The organism is Arthrobacter sp. RAF14 (genome assembly GCF_052114185.1).
GTDB lineage: Bacteria > Actinomycetota > Actinomycetes > Actinomycetales > Micrococcaceae > Arthrobacter_E.
The window spans coordinates 14353-33616 of the sequence record NZ_JBFREG010000007.1 but is presented as its reverse complement, the minus strand read 5'-3'; the positions used below and the strand labels follow the sequence as shown (position 1 = coordinate 33616).

General features: G+C 67.8%; 17 protein-coding genes. 7 read left to right on the top strand and 10 right to left on the bottom strand.

The annotated features are described in order from the left end of the window. Position 1: 1 nt before the first annotated feature. The 5 genes from AB4Y75_RS14270 to tkt all read right to left on the bottom strand — a co-directional run bounded on the left by AB4Y75_RS14270 (position 2) and on the right by tkt (position 7475). Positions 2 to 928 carry a glucose-6-phosphate dehydrogenase assembly protein OpcA gene (locus tag AB4Y75_RS14270; protein ID WP_441436540.1) on the bottom strand — a complete coding sequence of 309 codons (927 nt, stop codon included), beginning with the start codon at positions 926 to 928 and terminating at the stop codon, positions 2 to 4. After that, the gene (gene zwf / locus AB4Y75_RS14265) at positions 925 to 2481 is read right to left on the bottom strand and encodes a glucose-6-phosphate dehydrogenase (protein WP_441436539.1); all 1557 of its coding nucleotides are present in this window, start codon (positions 2479 to 2481) and stop codon (positions 925 to 927) included. Before zwf ends, AB4Y75_RS14270 begins: the two co-directional genes overlap by 4 nt. Before the next feature lie 44 nt (positions 2482 to 2525). After that, a complete protein-coding gene (locus tag AB4Y75_RS14260) occupies positions 2526 to 4148 on the bottom strand; it encodes a glucose-6-phosphate isomerase (protein WP_441436538.1) in 1623 nt (540 codons plus the stop codon). Positions 4149 to 4155: 7 nt separating this feature from the next. Further along, on the bottom strand, positions 4156 to 5271 hold the full coding sequence (tal, locus tag AB4Y75_RS14255; protein ID WP_441436537.1) for a transaldolase: 1116 nt from the start codon (positions 5269 to 5271) through the stop codon (positions 4156 to 4158). 83 nt (positions 5272 to 5354) lie between these two features. Beyond that, positions 5355 to 7475: a transketolase gene (gene tkt, locus AB4Y75_RS14250; RefSeq protein ID WP_441436651.1), complete on the bottom strand. Its 2121-nt coding sequence runs from the start codon at positions 7473 to 7475 to the stop codon at positions 5355 to 5357. Between the two features lie 468 nt (positions 7476 to 7943). Here tkt and AB4Y75_RS14245 point away from each other — a divergent pair, with 468 nt between their 5' ends. Next, positions 7944 to 8906, top strand: a complete 963-nt coding sequence (locus AB4Y75_RS14245; RefSeq protein WP_441436650.1) for a heme o synthase — start codon at positions 7944 to 7946, stop codon at positions 8904 to 8906. A gap of 231 nt (positions 8907 to 9137) precedes the next feature. On the opposite strand, the gene AB4Y75_RS14240 is transcribed toward AB4Y75_RS14245, so the two are convergent. The 3 genes from AB4Y75_RS14240 to AB4Y75_RS14230 are packed head-to-tail and all read right to left on the bottom strand — an operon-like array spanning position 9138 to position 11918. Beyond that, positions 9138 to 10082: a COX15/CtaA family protein gene (locus AB4Y75_RS14240; RefSeq protein ID WP_441436536.1), complete on the bottom strand. Its 945-nt coding sequence runs from the start codon at positions 10080 to 10082 to the stop codon at positions 9138 to 9140. A gap of 31 nt (positions 10083 to 10113) precedes the next feature. Beyond that, a complete protein-coding gene (locus AB4Y75_RS14235) occupies positions 10114 to 10914 on the bottom strand; it encodes an ABC transporter permease (RefSeq protein WP_441436535.1) in 801 nt (266 codons plus the stop codon). Further along, entirely contained in the window at positions 10911 to 11918 is a 1008-nt protein-coding gene (locus AB4Y75_RS14230) for an ABC transporter ATP-binding protein (RefSeq protein ID WP_441436534.1), read from the bottom strand. Before AB4Y75_RS14230 ends, AB4Y75_RS14235 begins: the two co-directional genes overlap by 4 nt. Before the next feature lie 187 nt (positions 11919 to 12105). On the opposite strand from AB4Y75_RS14230, the gene AB4Y75_RS14225 reads away from it, so the two are divergent. From AB4Y75_RS14225 to AB4Y75_RS14200, 6 genes are read left to right on the top strand one after another with little or no spacing between them, the layout of a single operon-like run. Further along, positions 12106 to 12912, top strand: a complete 807-nt coding sequence (locus AB4Y75_RS14225; protein ID WP_441436533.1) for a helix-turn-helix transcriptional regulator — start codon at positions 12106 to 12108, stop codon at positions 12910 to 12912. Next, positions 12912 to 14375, top strand: coding sequence for a Fe-S cluster assembly protein SufB (gene sufB, locus AB4Y75_RS14220; protein WP_441436532.1), 1464 nt, complete (start codon positions 12912 to 12914; stop codon positions 14373 to 14375). The genes AB4Y75_RS14225 and sufB overlap by 1 nt, the downstream gene beginning before the upstream one ends. Next, positions 14375 to 15613 carry a Fe-S cluster assembly protein SufD gene (gene sufD, locus AB4Y75_RS14215; RefSeq protein ID WP_441436531.1) on the top strand — a complete coding sequence of 413 codons (1239 nt, stop codon included), beginning with the start codon at positions 14375 to 14377 and terminating at the stop codon, positions 15611 to 15613. Before sufB ends, sufD begins: the two co-directional genes overlap by 1 nt. Positions 15614 to 15624: 11 nt before the next feature. Next, positions 15625 to 15975: a non-heme iron oxygenase ferredoxin subunit gene (locus AB4Y75_RS14210; protein ID WP_441436530.1), complete on the top strand. Its 351-nt coding sequence runs from the start codon at positions 15625 to 15627 to the stop codon at positions 15973 to 15975. A 41-nt stretch (positions 15976 to 16016) separates the two neighbouring features. Beyond that, entirely contained in the window at positions 16017 to 16799 is a 783-nt protein-coding gene (sufC, locus tag AB4Y75_RS14205) for a Fe-S cluster assembly ATPase SufC (RefSeq protein ID WP_441436529.1), read from the top strand. A gap of 34 nt (positions 16800 to 16833) precedes the next feature. Further along, positions 16834 to 17166, top strand: coding sequence for a metal-sulfur cluster assembly factor (locus AB4Y75_RS14200; RefSeq protein ID WP_066212780.1), 333 nt, complete (start codon positions 16834 to 16836; stop codon positions 17164 to 17166). A 110-nt stretch (positions 17167 to 17276) separates the two neighbouring features. Here the strand turns inward: AB4Y75_RS14200 and proS are convergent, their stop codons facing one another. Both proS and AB4Y75_RS14190 read right to left on the bottom strand, forming a co-directional pair. After that, on the bottom strand, positions 17277 to 18698 hold the full coding sequence (gene proS, locus AB4Y75_RS14195) for a proline--tRNA ligase (protein ID WP_441436528.1): 1422 nt from the start codon (positions 18696 to 18698) through the stop codon (positions 17277 to 17279). Positions 18699 to 18763: 65 nt separating this feature from the next. Beyond that, complete coding sequence (locus AB4Y75_RS14190; protein ID WP_441436527.1) at positions 18764 to 19216, bottom strand: carboxymuconolactone decarboxylase family protein; 453 nt, start codon at positions 19214 to 19216, stop codon at positions 18764 to 18766. Positions 19217 to 19264 lie beyond the last annotated feature (48 nt).

Here is a 19264-nt window from a genome sequence, read left to right as displayed (position 1 = left end):
CTCAGGCACTCCTTTGCGCGATTCGAGGCAATCCTTCGGTCAATACTTCCCCGAAGACCTCGTCCGGGTCCAGCCGGCGCAGTTCCTCGGCGAGGCAGTCCTGCAGGCCGCGCCGGGGGAGGGAGATCCGCTGCAGGGGCTGATCGGGCTGGCTCAGCTCGGCCACGGTCAGGCCGGGCCGGTGGAGCTGCACATCGCCGGACGGCCGCCGGATCAGCACGCGGCGGATGCCAGTGCCGGCCGGGTCCTCGGTGATCTTGACCGGGACGTCGAAGGCCAGACCCAGCCAGGAGGCGAGCAGCAGGGTGCTGGCGGAATCGCTGGCGCCCTCCACCTCCACCTCGGTGACGGGGGAGTCATCCACCTGATCGAAGGCCGCGGCCAGCTGAATGCGCCAATTGGTCAGTCGTGTCCACGCCAGATCGGTGTCGCCGGCCTGGTAGGTGCGGTGGAGGTTCTCCAGCGCGGCCACCGGATCGGCTTCATTCGCGGCGTCGGTGATGCGGCGGTGTGCGATGCGCCCGATCGACGTCCCGGAGGCGTCCTCCGGGGCTCCGTGGGGCCACCAGGCGACGATCGGGGCGTCCGGCAGCAGGAGGGCGGACACGAGGGACTCGCTCTCCTCGGAGAGCCGCCCATAGCCGCGGAGCACGATCACTTCCGAAGCGCCGGCGTCGCCACCGACGCGGATCTCCGCGTCCAGGCGATCCGGTTCCTCGGCGCCCGCGTCGGCGAGCACGATGATGCGGCAGGGGTGCTCCCGGCTGGCCTCATTGGCCGCCTGGATGGCCTCGTCCTCGAGCCCGTTGCGGGTGAGGACCACCAGGGTCAGCACGCGGCCCAGGGCGATGACGCCGCCCTGTTCGCGCAGCTTGGTGATCTCCTTGGAGATCTTGGAGGTGGTGGTGTTGGGAAGTTCGACGATCATGGCCTTCTCCAGGTGCGTCCGTCACGGGCCAGGAGCTCGTCCGCGGAGGACGGTCCCCAACTGCCCGGGGCATACGGTTCGGGTTGTTCCTCCAGGCTCGCCCAGTACTCCTCGAACGGGTCGAGGATCTTCCAGGAGAGCTCCACCTCCTGATGGCGCGGGAACAGCGGCGGCTCGCCCAGCAGGACGTCCAGGATGAGACGCTCGTACGCCTCGGGGCTGGACTCGGTGAAGGAGTGCCCGTAGCCGAAGTCCATGGAGACGTCACGGACCTCCATCTGGGTGCCCGGGACCTTGGAGCCGAAGCGGATGGTGGCGCCCTCGTCGGGCTGCACACGGATCACCACGGCGTTCTGGCCGAAGTCCTCGTCGCCGTTCTCGCGGAACAGGAGGTTGGGCGCCTTCTTGAACACGACGGCGATCTCGGTCACGCGGCGTCCCAGGCGCTTGCCCGTGCGCAGGTAGAAGGGCACACCGGCCCAGCGACGGGTGTTGATGTCCAGGCGGATCGCGGCGAAGGTCTCCGTGGTGGAATCCGCGGGGATGCCTTCCTCCTCCAGGTAGCCGAGGACTTCCTCGCCACCCTGGAGACCGCCGGAGAACTGTCCTCGTGCGGAATGCGTGGAGAGGTCGTCCGGCAGCTTGACGGCGGCCAGGACCTTCTCCTTCTCCGCGCGGAGATCCTCGGCGTTGAAGGAGATGGGCTCCTCCATGGCCGTCAGCGCGAGGAGCTGGAGGAGGTGGTTCTGGATCACGTCGCGGGCCGCGCCCACGCCGTCGTAGTAACCCGCACGGCCGCCGGTGCCGATGTCCTCGGCCATGGTGATCTGCACGTGGTCCACATAGTTGGCGTTCCAGATCGGCTCGAAGAGCTGATTGGCGAAGCGGAGTGCCAGGATGTTCTGGACGGTCTCCTTGCCGAGGTAGTGGTCGATGCGGAACACCGAGTCGGGCGGGAAGACCGATTCGACGATGTCGTTCAGGGCCCGGGCCGATTCGAGGTCGTGGCCGAACGGCTTTTCGATGACCACGCGGCGCCAGGTTCCGGGCTCGGCCTGTGCCAGACCGTGCTTGGAGAGCTGGGTGCAGACGAGTTCGAAGGCCTTCGGCGGGATGGAGAGGTAGAACGCGTGGTTGCCGCGCGTTCCTCGCTCCCGGTCGAGTTCTTCGATCGTCGCCTTGAGACGTTCGAAGGCGGCATCGTCGTCGAACTCACCCTGCACGAAGCGGATGCCCAGCGAAAGCTGGTCCCAGACCCGCTGGTCGAAGGGGGTTCGGCAATGCTGCTTGACGGATTCGAGGACCTCTGCGGCGAAATCCTCGTTCTCCCACTGCCGGCGGGCGAAGCCCACCAGGGCGAAGCTGGGAGGGAGGAGCCCACGGTTGGCCAGGTCGTACACGGCCGGCATGAGTTTCTTACGGGCGAGGTCGCCCGTGACACCGAAGAGGACAAGGGAGGACGGACCGGCAATCCGGCTCAGACGGCGGTCCCGCGGATCCCGCAAGGGGTTCCGGGGACCGCCGTTCTGGGCGCCAGGTTCACGTGTTGGCATTGTGCTTGAGGAGCCTTAGCGATATGGAGGGATGGGTGCTGGGCTCAGTGGCCCAGGCTGTTGACGATGTCCAGGAGCTGACGCACACCGGCCGCGCGGTCGGTGAGGTGCAGCCTGAGGACCGGGACGCCGTGGTCCGCGAGGACCTGAGCGTCGCCTGCGGCCTGTGCCGAGATCAGCTGTCCGAAGGTGAACGGCCGCTCCGGGATGACCACGTCGGTCGGGCTGTCCGCAGTGATCTGCAGGAAGACGCCCTCGGCGGGCCCGCCCTTGTGGAACTGCCCCGTGGAGTGCAGGAAGCGAGGTCCCCAGCCGAACGTCACAGGACGTCCGGTGGCGGCCACGAGCGGGTTGCGGACCGATTCGAGCTGCGGGTACGCGAGGCGGTCCAGGTAGGCCTGGACGCTCAGGTACCCGCGGTCGCCCAAGCGGCCCAGCAAGGCCTTGAGCGCGGACTCGGCGGTGTCGTTCACCTCGGCGTCGGCCAGCCACTCACCGCCGCGCACCTCGATGGCGCCGTCGGTGAAGTCGGCGGGCACGGGCTCGGGGCGGGCGTCGAGCAGACCGCGGGCGGCCACCTTGGCGGCCTCCACATCGGGCTGGTCGTACGGGTTGATGCCCAGGAGGCGACCCGCGACGGCGACGGCGAACTCCCACACGACCATCTGCGCGGCCAGCCCACCGGCGATCGCGACCTCATTGCCCGTCGCGGCCGCGTCGTCGTCGTCCGGGGAGACGAGACGGACCACCAGGACGTCCGGAGCGTCCAGGGACAGCTCCGGGGCGTCGGCGGGAGCGACGACGGGCAGCAGGCCCTTGCCGCTCTTGCCGGTGGATTCGGCGATCAGCTGTTCGGCCCAGTCCGCGAAACCGACGATCCCGGAGCCGTTGTCCACGATCACGATCTTGTTGCGGAGCGGATCGGTGCCGCCGAGGGCGGCTCCGAGGGCCAGGCCGATGTTGTCCGTGTCGTCCTCGTTGAGGATCTCGAGGGTGTCCTCGGCCTCATCGAGCAGCGCGGCGATGTCCACTCCGGCCAGACCCGACGGCACCAGGCCGAAAGCGGTCAGAGCGGAGAAACGGCCGCCGACGTTCGGGTCGGCATTGAAGACGGCCCGGTATCCGGCGGCGCGGGCCGCCTCGTCCAGGGGGGACCCGGGATCGGTCACGATCACCACGCGGCTCTTCGGATCGATGCCGGCCGCCTCGAACGCCGCCTCGAAGGCACGGCGCTGCGAGTCGGTCTCCACCGTGGAGCCGGACTTGGAGGACACCACGACGACGGTGCGCTCGAGGCGGTCCGCCAGGGCCGCCGCGACCTGCTCCGGGTCGGTGCTGTCTAGAACCGTGAGCTCGACGCCGGCCGTCGCGGTGATCACCTCGGGCGCCAGCGAGGAGCCGCCCATGCCGCAGAGAACGACGTGATCGATCCCCTCGGCATGGAGCTCCTCACGCAGGCTGACGATCCCGTCCACGAGCGGCCGGGAGACCGCCGGGGCCTCCACCCAGCCGAGGCGGATGGAGGATTCGGATTCCGCCTCCGGGCCCCACAGGGTGGCGTCCTTGGCGATGATCCGCGTGGCGACGTGGTCCTGGACCAGCTGGTCGATGTGGAGGGTCTTGGCGTCGGCGGCCGCGCCGGCGGCGTCGTAGCTCAGGGTGCTCATGGAGGTGTCAGCCTTCCTTGGATGCGGTGTCGAGGGCGGCCTGGACGTCGGCCAGCAGTTCCTTCCAGCTGGCCACGAACTTCTCGAGGCCTTCGCTTTCGAGCTTGGCGACGACGTCGTCGTAGGACACGCCGATCTTCTCGAGAGCGTCCAGGACCTCGTTCGACTCGGCGTAGGTGCCGGTGATGGTGTCACCGGTGACTTCGCCGTGGTCGAAGACGGCGTCCAGGGTCTTCTCGGGCATGGTGTTCACCACGTGCGGGGCGACCAGGCCGGTGACGTAGAGGGTGTCCGGGTACGCCGGGTCCTTCACGCCGGTGGAGGCCCACAGGGGACGCTGCGGGCGTGCGCCTGCGGCGGCCAGGACGTTCCAGCGCTCGGTGGAGAAGAGCTCCTCGTAGACCTGGTACGCCAGGCGCGCGTTGGCGACGCCCGCCTTGCCCTTGAGCGCGGCGGCCTCCTCGGTGCCCAGGGTGTTCAGGCGCTTGTCGATCTCGGTGTCCACGCGGGAGACGAAGAAGGACGCCACGGAGTGGATCTTGGAGAGGTCCAGTCCCTTGGCCTTGGCCTGCTCCAGACCGTTCAGGTAGGCGTTGATGACAGCGCGGTAGCGCTCCAGGGAGAAGATCAGGGTCACGTTGACGCTGATGCCCTCGGCGATGGTGGCCGTGATGGCCGCCAGGCCTTCCTGGGTGGCGGGGATCTTGATGTGGACGTTGTCCTTGCCGACCTTGGCGTGCAGTTCCTTGGCCTCGGCGATGGTGCCTTCGGTGTCCCAGGCCTTGCGCGGGTCCACCTCAATCGAGACGCGGCCGTCCACACCGTCGGTGGCCGCGGCCACCTCGGCGAAGATGTCGCAGGCATCCGCGACGTCGGAGGTCGTGATCTCGAAGACGGCCTTCTCGGCGTCGGCTCCGGCGGCGGCCAGCTCGCTGATCTGCGCCGCGTAGTCCTGGCCTCCGGTGATGGCGGCCTGGAAGATGCTCGGGTTGGTGGTCACACCGACCACGTTCTTCTCGGCGATGAGCTCCTGAAGGTTGCCCGTGTTCAGGCGCTTGCGGGAGAGGTCGTCAAGCCAGATCGAGACACCGGCGTTGGACAGTTCTGCAGTGGGAGTGCTCATGTTTCAAATTCCTCGGTTCTGTACCTTGTAGCTCAGTACCTTGTGTTGCTCGGTACCTTGATGCTCTTGTGCCTCGTGGCGGCTCAGGCGTTGGCCAGGGATGCCAGGGAGTCCTTGGCGGCGGCGACCACGGCTTCGGTGGTGATGCCGAACTCCTGGAACAGACGCTTGTAGTCGGCGGACGCGCCGAAGTGTTCCAGGGAGATCGAGCGGCCGGCGTCGCCGACGAACTCGCGCCAGCCCAGTGCCAGACCCGCCTCGACGGAGACACGGGACACGACGGCGGCGGGGAGGACCGCCTCCTGGTACGCGGCGTCCTGCTTCTTGAACCACTCGACACACGGCATGGAGACCACGCGGGTCGGGATGCCTTCGGCCTGGAGGGTCTCGCGGGCCTCCACGGCCAGCTGCACCTCGGAACCGGTGGCGATCAGGATGACTTCCGGGGTGACCGAGGCGCCGTCGCGGCTGGCGTCGGCCAGCACGTAGCCACCGCGGGCTGTGCCGGCGGCGGAGCCGAAGACGTCGCCGGAGGCCTCACCCTCGCCACGGGCGTAGGTGGGGATGTTCTGACGGGTCAGGACGATGCCGGCCGGGTTCTCGTGGTTCTCCAGCATGGTGTGCCAGGCGACCGCCACCTCGTTGGCGTCGCCCGGGCGGACCACGTCCAGACCCGGGATGGCGCGCAGGGAGGCGAGCTGCTCCACGGGCTGGTGGGTGGGGCCGTCCTCGCCGAGGCCGATGGAGTCGTGCGTCCAGACGTACAGGGACGGCACGCCCATCAGAGCGCCGAGGCGGATGGCCGGACGCTGGTAATCCGAGAAGATCAGGAACGTCCCGGAGAAGGCGCGGGTGTTGCCGGACAGCGTGATGCCGTTGACGATCGACGCGGCGGCGTGCTCACGGATGCCGAAGTGCAGGACGCGGCCGTACGGGTTGCCCTTCCACGCGTTGGTGGAGCGGTTCTCCGGGATGAACGACGGCGCGCCCTCCAGGGTGGTGTTGTTGGACTCGGCGAGGTCGGCCGAGCCGCCCCACAGTTCCGGCATGACCGGGCCGATGGCGTTGAGCACCTTGCCGGAGGCCGCGCGGGTGGAGACGTCCTTGCCGGCCTCGAACTCGGGCAGTGCGCCTGCGAGCTCACTCGGAAGCTCGTGGGCCTCCATGCGCTTGAGCAGTGCGGCGCCTTCCGGGTTCGCGGCGGTCCAGGCGTCGAACTTCTCCTGCCAGGCCTGGTGTGCGGCGGCGCCGCGCTCCACGACCTGGCGCGCGTGGGCCAGAACCTCGGGGTCCACCTGGAAGGACTTCTCCGGGTCGAAGCCCAGGACCTCCTTCAGCGCGGCCACTTCACCGGCGCCGAGAGCGGAGCCGTGGATCTTGCCGGTGTTCTGCTTGGTGGGGGCCGGATAGCCGATGATGGTGCGCAGCGAGATGATGGACGGCTTGCCCGTCTCGGCCTTGGCCGCCTGCAGCGCGTTGTAGAGCTCATGGACGTCCTCGACGTACTCGCCGGTCTTGGTCCAGTCCACGCGCTGGGTGTGCCAGCCGTAGGCCTCGTAGCGCTTGAGGACGTCTTCGGTGAAGGCGACGTTGGTGTCGTCCTCGATCGAGATGTGGTTCTCGTCGTACAGGACCACCAGATTGCCGAGTTCCTGCAGGCCGGCCAGCGAAGAGGCCTCGGAGGTCACGCCTTCCTGGAGGTCGCCGTCGGAGGCGATGACCCAGATGGTGTGGTCGAACGGCGATTCGCCCTCGGGGGCGTCGGCGTCGAAGAGACCCCGCTCGCGGCGGCCGGAGTAGGCGAAACCGACGGAGGACGCCAGGCCCTGGCCGAGCGGGCCCGTGGTGATCTCGACGCCGGCGGTGTGCTTGTACTCGGGGTGGCCCGGGGTCAGGGAGCCCCAGGTGCGGAGTGCCTCGAGGTCTTCCAGCGCCAGGCCGTAGCCGGAGAGGAAGAGCTGGATGTACAGGGTCAACGAGGTGTGTCCGGGGGAGAGGATGAAGCGGTCGCGGCCGAGCCAATCCGGGTTCTTCGGATCGTGTCGCATCAGTTTCTGGAAGAGCAGGTAGGCGGCCGGGGCCAGGCTCATCGCCGTCCCGGGATGTCCGTTGCCGACCTTCTCCACCGCATCTGCGGCCAGAACGCGAATGGTGTCTACCGCACGCTGGTCGAGATCAGTCCAGGACAGTTGCTGTTCTTCCACTTGTGACACGTAAACCGGGCCCCTTCTCTTGTGTGTTTTCGAGAGTGCGGCCACCCTGCGGTCCCGTGCCCGGGGCACAGCTGTGGCGCCCGCAGCGAGGTCTCCGCGCTCTCGTTCACCATTGAATAACCACCGGCCTGCGCACCCTGTTCCCTCGCATCATCGGGGAGTCCGGGGCCGCCAAGCCGAGCTGTGTTCAGCTTAGCCCGATTCGCGGGGGTTCTGGTGGCACCCTCTGGTTTAAGTGTGATTTATGTCAAAGATGAACCCGCCCGAGAGCGGCCTCCCGTGTACCTGGGGCGATGCCGCAGGTCCCGACGTCCGCGGCGAGCGGACGCCCGAGGCTCGCCTGCGGCGGCCAGGGGGGAGCGGGCGGTAGAATGGGAGGGGCCGGTCCATGCGCGGGTTGCGGTTCTTTCCGCGCCGCAGGACGGGCCGGTCATCAGTCGCGAAGCAGAAACTAAGGTCATCGTCGCCGTGAGCACTTCAGAATCCGCCCTCCGCACGCCGTCATTGCCGCAGGGAGGCGGTTTCTCCCGCAAGCTGAAGGCGTATGTCGCCCTGACGAAGCCGCGCGTCATCGAACTGCTGCTGGTGAGCACGCTGCCGACCATGATCTTCGCGCAGCGCGGATTCCCGTCGATCGGTCTCATGGTGGCCACCATGGTGGGCGGTGCTTTCGCCGCCGGAAGCGCCGGGGCCTTCAACTGTTACATCGACCGCGACATCGACAAGGTGATGAAGCGCACCAAGAACCGGCCGCTCGTCACCGGTGAGGTCACCCCGCGGGAGGCGCTGGTCTTCGCCACGCTGCTGGGCATCGCCTCCATCCTGATCCTCTGGTTCGGCGCCAACGGTCTGACCGCCCTCCTCGGACTCGGCGCGATCTTCTTCTACGTGGTCATCTACACGCTGATCCTCAAGCGGCGCACCGCACAGAACATCGTCTGGGGCGGGGCCGCGGGCTGCTTCCCGGTGCTGATCGCCTGGGCAGCGGTCCGGGACACCGTCGAGTGGCCCTCGATCGTCCTGTTCATGGTGATCTTCCTCTGGACCCCGCCGCACTACTGGCCGCTCTCCATGAAGTACGGCGAGGACTACCGCAAGGCGGAAGTGCCCATGCTCGGCGCCATCGCGGGCGCCAAGGTGGTCTCCGTCCAGGTGGTCCTGTACGCGTGGGCCATGGTCGCGTGTTCGCTGCTCATGATCCCGGTGGGCGGGGCCGGCTGGGTGTACTCGATCGCCGCGGTCCTCTCGGGCGCCTGGTTCCTCTGGGAGTCCCACAGCCTCTACAACCAGGCGCAGGGCGAGAACGTGGACAACAAGCGGGCCATGAAGGTCTTCCACGGCTCCATCAGTTACCTGACGGTCCTGTTCCTGGCGCTGGCCGTGGACCCGTTCGTGGGCGGTCCGCTCATGGCTGGTTTCTGACCGGAGTCCTCCACCCTCCCGTTCGGTCCTCCTGCGGGGACGTGCGAAAGGCCCGGCCGCTCGGCCGGGCCTTTGCCGTGTCCGGTGACTGACGTGTGGGGTGACTGACGGGGCGGCGGAAAGTGGCGCGCGACGGCGGGAACCGGGCCGTCGCGCGCGTCGCTGTTGCGCCTCAGGCCGTTGCCGGACATGACGAAGGCCCCGCCGGTGGCGGGGCCTTCGGGGTGAGGCTCAGGCCTTGGGGCTCCAGCGGCTCACGTCCGCGAGGTTGGTGGCCGCGGCCATGAGCAGGGCGCCCACCACCATGTGTGAGCCCACCAGCAGCGGGGGGATGCCGTTGTAGTACTGGATGAAACCGATCGCCGCCTGGAGCAGCGTGACACCGAGCAGGGTCAGCGCGGCGGTGCGGAACAGCCCCTGGATGCGGTGGCGGAAGGCCAGCACCACGGCGACGAGGACCCCGGCCGTCACCAGGTAGGCGGGGACGGCGTGGAAGTGGCTGACCATGTCCCAGTCGAGCCCGTTGCGCGGGGCCTTGGCGTCACCGGCATGCGGGCCCGCGCCGGTCACCACCACGCCGAGCACGACGGCGAGGGCGGCGAAGGAGGCGACCGCCGCGGTGAGCGGTGCGGCGATGCCCGGAAGCGCCTCGAGCGAACGGTTCATGAAGCGCCCGGTGCGCCCATAGGCGCGGTTCACCAGCAGCATGGAGAAGATGACCAGCGCCATGGAGACCAGGAAATGCAGGCCGACCACCCAGGGGTTCAGGCCGGACAGCACCGTGATGCCGCCGATGATCGCCTGAGCCGGGATGCTCGCCAGCAGGCCGAGCGCCAGCACGAAGAGGTCGCGGCGTTCCTTGCGGATCCGCCACAGCGCCACGAGCATGAGCAGCGCGACTGCGGCGAGCAGGAAGGTCAGCGTGCGGTTGCCGAACTCGATGATGCCGTGGACGCCCATCTCCGGGGTGTTGACGAGCGACTCGCTCGTGCAGCGGGGCCACGTGGGGCAGCCCAGGCCCGAGGAGGTCAGCCGGACCGCGCCGCCCGTGCCGATGAGGACGATCTGGCCGACCAGCGAGGCGATCGACAGCTTGCGGACGCGGCCGTCCACCTCGGTGGGGAGCCGCTCCACGAGACGGTTGATCCGTTCACCCAGAGGGGTGCTGGCATTCATACAGGTACCTCATCCATCGTTACTCGCATCATCAATTCCACTTGAACCATTTCACGGCCAGCACCCCGGCCACCCCGGCCCACAGCACCAGGACGACGACGGCGGCCAGGTCCACCGTGCCGTGCAGCAGGGCCGCGCGCAGGGCGTCGCCCAGGGCCCCGGACGGCAGGAACGGCGCCACGTCTCCGAGCAGCCCGGGCAGGCGGCCCGGAGGGACCACCACTCCGCCGAGGGCGCCGAGCAGGATCCAGAGGAGATTGGTGAGGGCCAGGGTGGCTTCGGGGCGCACGGTGCCCGCCACGAGAAGCCCCAGCGCGGTGAAGGCCGCGGCTCCGAGGATCAGGAGCGGGATCGCCAGAAGGAGCCCCGCGCCATTCGGGTGCCAGCCCAGGAACAGGCCGACCACGGAGATCACCACCGTCTGGATGGCCAGCACGGAGAGCACCGCCAGGATCTTGCCGGCGATCAGGCCGCCGCGGCCCAGGGGAGTGGTGGACAGGAAGCGGAGCACTCCGTAGCGGCGGTCGAAGCCCGTGGAGATGCCCTGGCCCGTGAACGCCGTGGACATGGTGCAGAGTGCCAGCACCCCGGGGACGGCGATGTCCACGCGGGCGCCTTGGAGGTCGTCCAGAAGAGGGGTGAAGCGCAGGGCGAAGAGGGCCATGAGCGGGAGCACGATCGCCAGCACCAATTGCTCGCCGTTCCGGAGCATGGTGAGAGTCTCGTAGCGGCCCTGAGCGAGGACCCGCTGGACCGTGGAGGCGGGGCGCTGTGCGGCGAGTCCGGCGGGCCCCTGCCGTGTTCCGGGGGCCGGTGAGCTGTGGGCCGTCATTCCTGACCTCCGTTCAGGGAGTGCTGTCTCGGGGAGCTGCCGTCCTCGGCCTGATCCGCACCCCGGGCCGCGATGTCGAGGAACACGTCCTCCAGCGTGGACGAGGACATGGACAGGCTCCGGGGGAAGATCCCGCTGTCCTCCCAGGCGGTGGCGATCGCGCGGAGGTGCGCGGGGGTGCTGATGCCTTCCACGGCGTAGGAACCCGGCCGCGTCTCCTCCAGGCCGAGGCCCTCCGGCAAGGTCAGGGTCAGGCCGGGGTCGGCGTCGAAAGCCAGAGTGCGGCTCTCGGAGGCCGCGTCGTCGCGATGCGCCAGGAGTGAGGCGACGGTGCCCTCCGCGACGATCCGTCCGGCGTCGACGATGTAGACGTAATCGGCCAGTCGCTCGGCGTCGTCCATGAGGTGCGTGGTCAGGACGATGCCCATGCCGGAATCGCGGAGCTCCTGGATGAGGGAGAACACCAGCTGCCGAGACTGCGGGTCCATGCCGGCGCTGGGTTCGTCGAGGAAGAGGACCTCGGGCCGTCCGATGAGCGCCGCCGCCAGGGCCAGGCGCTGTTTCTGGCCGCCCGAGAGCCGGCGCACGGACGTGCGGGCGAACTCGGCGATCGAGAGCCGCTCCACCAGATCCTCCACGGGCCACGGATCCTCATACATGCGGGCCACGTGCTGCAGCAGCGGGATCGGATGCGCGGAGGGCGGCAGACCGCCGTCCTGGAGCATGACACCCACCCTCGCCCGGAGCTCCGGTCCTGCGGCGTCGGGGTCCTGGCCGAGCAGTTCGATGCTGCCCTCGGTCCGCCGTTGGAGGCCCTGGGCGCATTCGAGGGTGGTGGTCTTGCCGGCGCCGTTGACGCCGAGCAGGGCGGTGACTTCGCCGGCGTGAGCGGTCAGCGAAAGGCCGGCCACGACGCGCATCATGCGGCCGTCGAGGGCCGTGACCGGACCGACATCCTTGACGAGGGAATCGATCACGAGGACTGGGGGAGCAGCGGAACGCACCATAGCATTCTACGCGAGGTAGAAGGTTCCCCGGGCGGGGTGGAGGGCCGTGCCGCGCAGGGTCGGAACGCCCGCTGATCCGGCCCGGGCGAACGATGTGATGGTGGTCTCTGGTCACAATCGGCAGGTCAGCCTAGCCTTAGTGGAAGGCGGGAAGTTATTTAGTGATGATTGTGTTGTGTATTCCATGGACACCTCCACGAACAGGCCGGTCGACAGCCTGAACCCGGGGGCCCAGCAGGGCGCTCCGGGCTCGGTCGTCCCTGCGTCCCGTGGAGCCTCACGGGGCTCCCTGGTGGAAACCGAGGACCGCACGCGGGACAAGGTCCGGGCCGCCGTGCTGGAGCACGGACCTATCAGCGCCGCCGAACTCGGCAAGCTGCTCGGGTACACCCCGGCCGCCGTCCGCCGCCACCTGGACCAGCTCGAACGCGGAGGCGTGATCGAGGTCAAGCGCATGGTCAAGGCCGGCGCAGGCGCGGGACGCCCCGCACGGCGCTATGTCATCAGTTCCCAGGGACAGCAGCACTGGGGCGATGACTATCTGGACATCGCCAGCAAGGCTCTCCGTGAACTGGCCGCCCTGGGCGGCGAGCAGGCCGTCGAGGCGTTCGCCGAACGCCGCTTCGCCGACATGGAGGCACGCTACGCTTCCGCCGTGGACGCCGCCGGGCCCGACGTCGAGGCCCGGGCCATGGCTCTGGTCGAGGCGCTGAACCGGGACGGCTTCGTCGCGAATGCGAACGTCCTGCGCATCCATCCGGTGAGCAAGAAACCCTTGCCGCCGCAGCTCACAGCGATCCAGCTGTGCCAGGGCCATTGCCCCATTCAGAACCTGGCCGCCGAATTCCCGGTCTTCTGTGACAAGGAGACCGAGGTGTTCGAACGGCTTCTCGGTGTGGACGTCCGTCGTCTCTCCACGTTGGCCAACGGCGGCCACGTCTGCACCACGCACATTCCCACCGGACGCAACCACCAGCAAGAAAGGCCGTGATGACGGACCAACTAGCAGAAAAGCCAGTGGCTGAGGGTACGGTGATCTCCGAGATTCTGGAAAAGAACCCGGAGCTCCACGGTATCGGCAACTACGAATACGGCTGGGCAGACAAGGACGACGCCGGTGCCAACGCGCGCCGCGGCCTGAACGAGGACGTCGTCCGGGACATCTCCACCAAGAAGAGCGAACCCGAATGGATGCTTGATCTGCGTCTGAAGGGTCTGAAGTACTTCGACCGCAAGCCGATGCCCGCCTGGGGCGCGGACCTCTCCGGCATCGACTTCGACAACATCAAGTACTTCGTGCGCTCCACGGAGAAGCAGGCCGGTTCCTGGGAAGAGCTTCCCGAGGACATCCGGACCACCTACGAAAAGCTCGGCATCCCGGAAGCGGAGCGCAGCCGCCTCGTGGCCGGCGTCGCGGCTCAGTACGAGTCCGAGGTCGTCTACCACCAGATCCGTGAGGACCTGGAGCAGCAGGGCGTCATCTTCCTCGACACCGACACCGCACTGAAGGAACACCCGGAGATCTTCCAGGAGTACTTCGGCACCGTGATCCCGGTGGGCGACAACAAGTTCGCCTCCCTGAACACGGCCGTGTGGTCCGGCGGCTCCTTCGTCTACGTCCCCAAGGGCGTCCACGTGGAGATCCCGCTGCAGGCCTACTTCCGTATCAACACGGAGAACATGGGCCAGTTCGAGCGCACCCTCATCATCGCCGACGAGGACTCCTACGTGCACTACATCGAGGGCTGCACCGCCCCGATCTACAGCTCGGACTCGCTGCACTCCGCCGTCGTGGAGATCGTGGTCAAGAAGGGCGCCCGCGTCCGCTACACCACCATCCAGAACTGGTCCAACAACGTGTACAACCTGGTGACCAAGCGCGCCATCTGCGAAGAGGGCGCCACCATGGAGTGGATCGATGGCAACATCGGCTCCAAGGTCACCATGAAGTACCCGGCCGTCTACCTGGTGGGCGAGCACGCCAAGGGCGAGACCCTGTCCATCGCCTTCGCCGGCGAGGGCCAGCACCAGGACACCGGTTCCAAGATGGTGCACATCGCTCCGAACACCAAGAGCTCCATCATCTCCAAGTCGGTGGCCCGCAACGGTGGCCGTGCCGCCTACCGTGGCCTGGTCCAGGTCCGCGAAGGCGCCAAGCACTCCGCCAACACCGTCCGCTGTGACGCCCTGCTGGTGGACACCATCTCCCGCTCGGACACCTACCCTTACATCGACATCCGTGAGGACGATGTGCAGCTGGGTCACGAGGCCACGGTCTCCCGTGTCTCCGAAGAGCAGCTGTTCTACCTGATGTCCCGCGGCATGCCCGAGGACGAGGCCATGGCCATGATCGTGCGCGGCTTCATCGAGCCGATCGCCCGCGAGCTCCCCATGGAGTACGCGCTCGAGCTCAACCGCCTCATCGAACTCCAGATGGAAGGATCCGTCGGTTAATGACTGCCGAAGCAACTGAGAAGGCCCGCATCGGCGCCCCGTCGATCGCCGGTTTCACTGAAGAGGGCGAGCAGCTGGTCTCCAGCAAGGTCGACCACAAGCACAATGACGGCACCACCGTCATGTCCTCGCGTGCAGAGCGCCTGACCAGCCAGAACGTGGCCGACTTCGCGCTGCCGGACGGCCGCGAGGAGGAGTGGCGTTTCACTCCGGTGCGTGAGCTGCTGCCGCTGCTGGAGGATGCCGCCAGCGACGACGGCGCCACGACGGTCTCCGTCGAGGCCCCGGAAGGCTACCTGGCCGCTCCGCTGGCCGTGGGTCAGTCGCCCCGCGCCACGGCGCTGGTCCCGGCCGACCGGGCCGCCGTCGTCGCCTCCGCGAACGCGCCCGAGGCGCTCCACATCGTCGTGCCCGAAGGCGCGGAGCCGGCCGAACCCGTGCGGGTCCTGCTCTCCGGCCAGGGCGCCGGTAAGCGCTCCAACAGTCACCTCGTTCTCGAGGCGGGCGCCAACTCCAAGTCGGTGGTCATCCTCGAGCACGACGGCTCCGTGAACCACAACGGCAACGTGGAGATCTTCGTCGGCGAAGCCGCGGAGCTCACCGTCGTGTCCGTGCAGCTCTGGGAGGATGACGCCATCCACCTGGCCCAGCATGACGCCGTCGTGGCCAAGGAAGGCGTGTACAAGCACATCGCCGTGACCCTGGGCGGCAAGATCGTCCGTCTGAACTCCAACGTGCGCTTCTCCGGCGAACAGGCCGAGGCCGAGCTCCTGGGTCTCTACTTCGCGGATGCCGGTCAGCACCTGGAGCACCGTTCGTTCGTGGACCACAACGTGCCCAACTGCACCTCCAACGTCCTCTACAAGGGTGCGCTGCAGGGCAAGGGCGCTCACACGGTGTGGGTGGGCGACTGCCTCATCCAGAAGCAGGCCGTCGGCACCGACTCCTACGAGAAGAACCAGAACCTGGTCCTGACCGACGGCTGCCGCGCGGACTCCGTGCCGAACCTGGAGATCGAGACCGGCCTGATCGCCGGTGCCGGTCACGCTTCTTCGACCGGCCGTTTCGATGACGAGCACCTGTTCTACCTCATGGCCCGCGGTATCCCGGAGGATGTGGCCCGCCGTCTGGTGGTCCGTGGCTTCCTGAACGAGATCATCCAGAAGATCAAGGTCCCGGCACTCGAGGATCGCCTCACCGAGGCCGTGGAACGCGAACTGGTCGCAGGCGAGAACTAGAAGGAGCTGACGTGCCGGAAACGCCCCAGGGCACCTTGGTGTGCAAGAGCACCGAGATCTCGCCCAAGCAGGCCCTCAGGGTCCTTCTGGACGGATATCCCGTCGCCGTGGTGAAGGACTCCATGGGAGAGATCCACGCCATCGGGGACACCTGCTCGCACGCCGACGTCTCCCTCTCCGAAGGGGATGTCGAGGGCTGCGCGATCGAATGCTGGGGACACGGTTCCCAGTTCGATCTGCGGTCCGGCCAGCCGCTCCAGCTGCCCGCCTATGAGCCCGTTCCCGTCTTCGCCGTGGAGATCCAGGGCGAGGACGTGTACGTCGACACCAGCAACGTTGTGAACGGCGCCCGGGTCTTCTGAGCCCCGGCCGCATCAACAGACTTAGGACAAGAAAGAACAGCATGTCTACTCTTGAAATCAAGGACCTGCACGTCAGCATCGAGACCGAGCAGGGCGAGAAGGAAATCCTCAAGGGAGTCTCCCTGGTCATCAAGACCGGCGAGACCCACGCCATCATGGGCCCCAACGGCTCCGGCAAGTCCACCCTGGCCTCCACGATCGCCGGTCACCCGCGCTACACCGTGACCAGCGGCTCCATCACCCTGGACGGTGAGGACGTCCTCGAGATGAGCGTGGACGAGCGCGCCCGCGCCGGTCTCTTCCTGGCCATGCAGTACCCGGTGGAGGTGCCGGGCGTGACCATGACCAACTTCCTCCGCACCGCCAAGACCGCGATCGACGGCGAAGCCCCCTCCCTGCGCACCTGGACCAAGGACGTCAAGGCCGCCATGGAGCAGCTGCGCATCGACGCCGACTTCGCGCAGCGCAACGTGAACGAGGGCTTCTCCGGTGGTGAGAAGAAGCGTGTCGAGATCCTCCAGCTCGAACTCTTCAAGCCGAAGTTCGCCATCCTCGACGAGACCGACTCCGGCCTGGACGTCGACGCCCTCAAGGTCGTGTCCGAGGGTGTCAACCGCGCCCACGCCGGTGGCGGGATGGGCACCCTGCTCATCACCCACTACACGCGCATCCTGCGCTACATCAAGCCGGACTTCGTCCACGTCTTCGTCGACGGCAAGGTCGTCGAGCAGGGCGGCCCCGAGCTGGCCGACCGCCTCGAGGACGAGGGCTACGACCGCTACGTGGCAGGCGCCGGCACCGCCGCCGAGCCGGCCGCGGTCTGAGTCACTCGCCAGGTAACCCGGGAGGGGAGAGAAGATGACCGAAGTGAATGCGGCCAGGACAAGTCTCGAGGACGTCGAAGAGGCGCTCAAGGACGTCATCGACCCCGAGCTCGGCGTCAACGTCGTGGACCTGGGCCTGCTGTACGGGCTCAAGTACTCCGATGAGGACGGCGCGCTCCTGATCGACATGACCCTGACGACGGCGGCCTGCCCGCTCACCGATGTGCTCGAGGAGCAGGTGGGCAAGGCCCTGGACGGGGTCGTCGACGACTGGCGTCTCAACTGGGTGTGGATGCCGCCATGGGGTCCCGAGCGGATCACCGATGACGGCAAGGACCAGATGCGGGCCCTCGGCTTCAACATCTGATCCAGACTGAAACACGACGGCGGCGGCCGGGAGCGATCCCGGCCGCCGCCGTCGTTGTCGTGCCGTCAGTCCGCGGATTTCCTCGCCGGGGCGTGGGCTCCGGCGCCGGGTCAGTAGCTTCTGGCGACGACGGCGAACAGCTCGTCGGGCCGCGTGTCCGGACCGGGGAGCCCTCCGTCCTCGGTCTGCAGGCAGCGGACCGTGATCGCCGAGGCGTTGAGACTCTTTTCGCCGGCCTCGCCGAGCAGATCCCAGCGGATCCGGGCGAACCCGGTCTGGGCGGCTTCCTGTGCCTGGCCGGGATCCGTCGTGTCGAGGGTGCGCTCCGCAAGCCGCCGCCTGGCCTCCTCGAACATGGCGTCCTGGATGTCCGTCAGGAGGCCCGGGATCTTTCCCGCGGTCTCGCTCAGGGCGACCTGTTCTTTGGACCCCGTGTCCCGGCGCACCAGCGTCACGACTCCCTGGTCGAGATCACGTGGGCCGATCTCGATCCGGAGCGGGATTCCCTTGAGTTCCCACTCGGTCACCCGGCGTCCGAAGCCGGTCGTGAGACGTTCGTCGATCTTCACCCGTACTCCGGCCCCTTCCAGCTCGTCGCGAAGGCGAGCTGCGGCGGTGAGGACGCGGTCGTCGTCGCGCACCGGGATGATCACCAGCTGGATCGGTGCGATCGCGGGCGGGAGACGCAGGCCTGAGTTGTCACCGTGGGACATGATGAGGCCACCCAGCATGCGGGTGCTCGATCCCCAAGACGTGGTCCAGCAGTCCTGCACGGTGCCGTCCGCATCCGTGAAGCCGATGCCGAAGGCCTTGGCGAAGTTCTGACCGAGTTCATGGCTCGTGGCCATCTGGAGGGCCTTGCCGTCGGCCATCATGGCCTCACACGTCATGGTGTTGACAGCCCCGGCGAACCGTTCCGACGGCGACTTGTCGCCCACCAGGACGGGAATGGCCAGCACATCCTCGAGGAACGAGCGGTACACCTGAAGGTGGATGCGCCGAGCGTATGCCGCCGCCTCCTCGCGCGTCGCGTGGGCGGTGTGGCCTTCCTGCCACAGGAACTCGCTGGTCCGCAGGAACGTCCGGGGCCGCATCTCCCAGCGGACCACATTGGCCCATTGGTTCAGCAGCAGCGGCAGATCCCGGTAGGACTGCACCCATTTGGCCATGAGCTCACCGAAGATGGTCTCGCTCGTGGGCCTGACGACCACCGGCTCGCTGAGCTGCTTACCCCCGGCATGCGTGACCACGGCGAGCTCCGGGCTGAACCCGTCCACGTGCTCGGCCTCCCGTTCCAGGTAGGACTGCGGGATGAGGAGGGGGAGGTAGACATTCTCGGCGCCCGCGGCCTTGATGCGGCCGTCGACTGCCGCCTGCATCCGCTCCCAGATGCCGTAGGCGTAGGGGCGGATGACCATGGTCCCGCGGACCGGTCCGTTGTCGGCCAGCTGCGCCTTGTCCACGACATCCTGGTACCACCGGGGGAAGTCCTCGGCCTGATCGGCGAGGACGGAAGCGTGTGCTTTCACCATGGGCCGACCCTACCCGACCGTGAGGATCGGCGTCCCGTCTCGGGAGGGGGAGCGGCCCCGCCGGCTCACGGCTTGACGGTGTAGTGGCTCGTGATCGCCACGCGGTTGTAGGCGTTGATGGTGATGGCGAGCCAGGACACCGCCGAGATCTGCTCTTCGCTCAGGACCTGTGCGACCGGGACGTAGATCTCATCGGGGACCTGATGATCGGAGACCCGGGTGATGGCTTCAGTGAGGGCGAGGGCGGCGCGTTCCACGGCCGTGAAGTACTCGCTCTCCTGCCACGCGGGCAGCACGGCGAGGCGCTCCTGGGTCTCGCCCAGCTTCACCGCGTCCTTGGTGTGGAGACGCAGGCAGTACGCGCAGCCGTTGATCTGTGAGGCACGGATCTTGAGAAGCTCGCAGAGCAGAGGGCTGATGTCCGCGGCGGTGGCTGCCTCGGTGGCTGCCTTGCTCAGCTTCCCCAGCGCCTTGAAGGTGTCGGAATGGGCTTTGCTGATGTTCACTCGACGGTTCATGTCTGCATGGTAGCCCCGGGCCGGGAACCGGGACATCCCCCGTCCGGC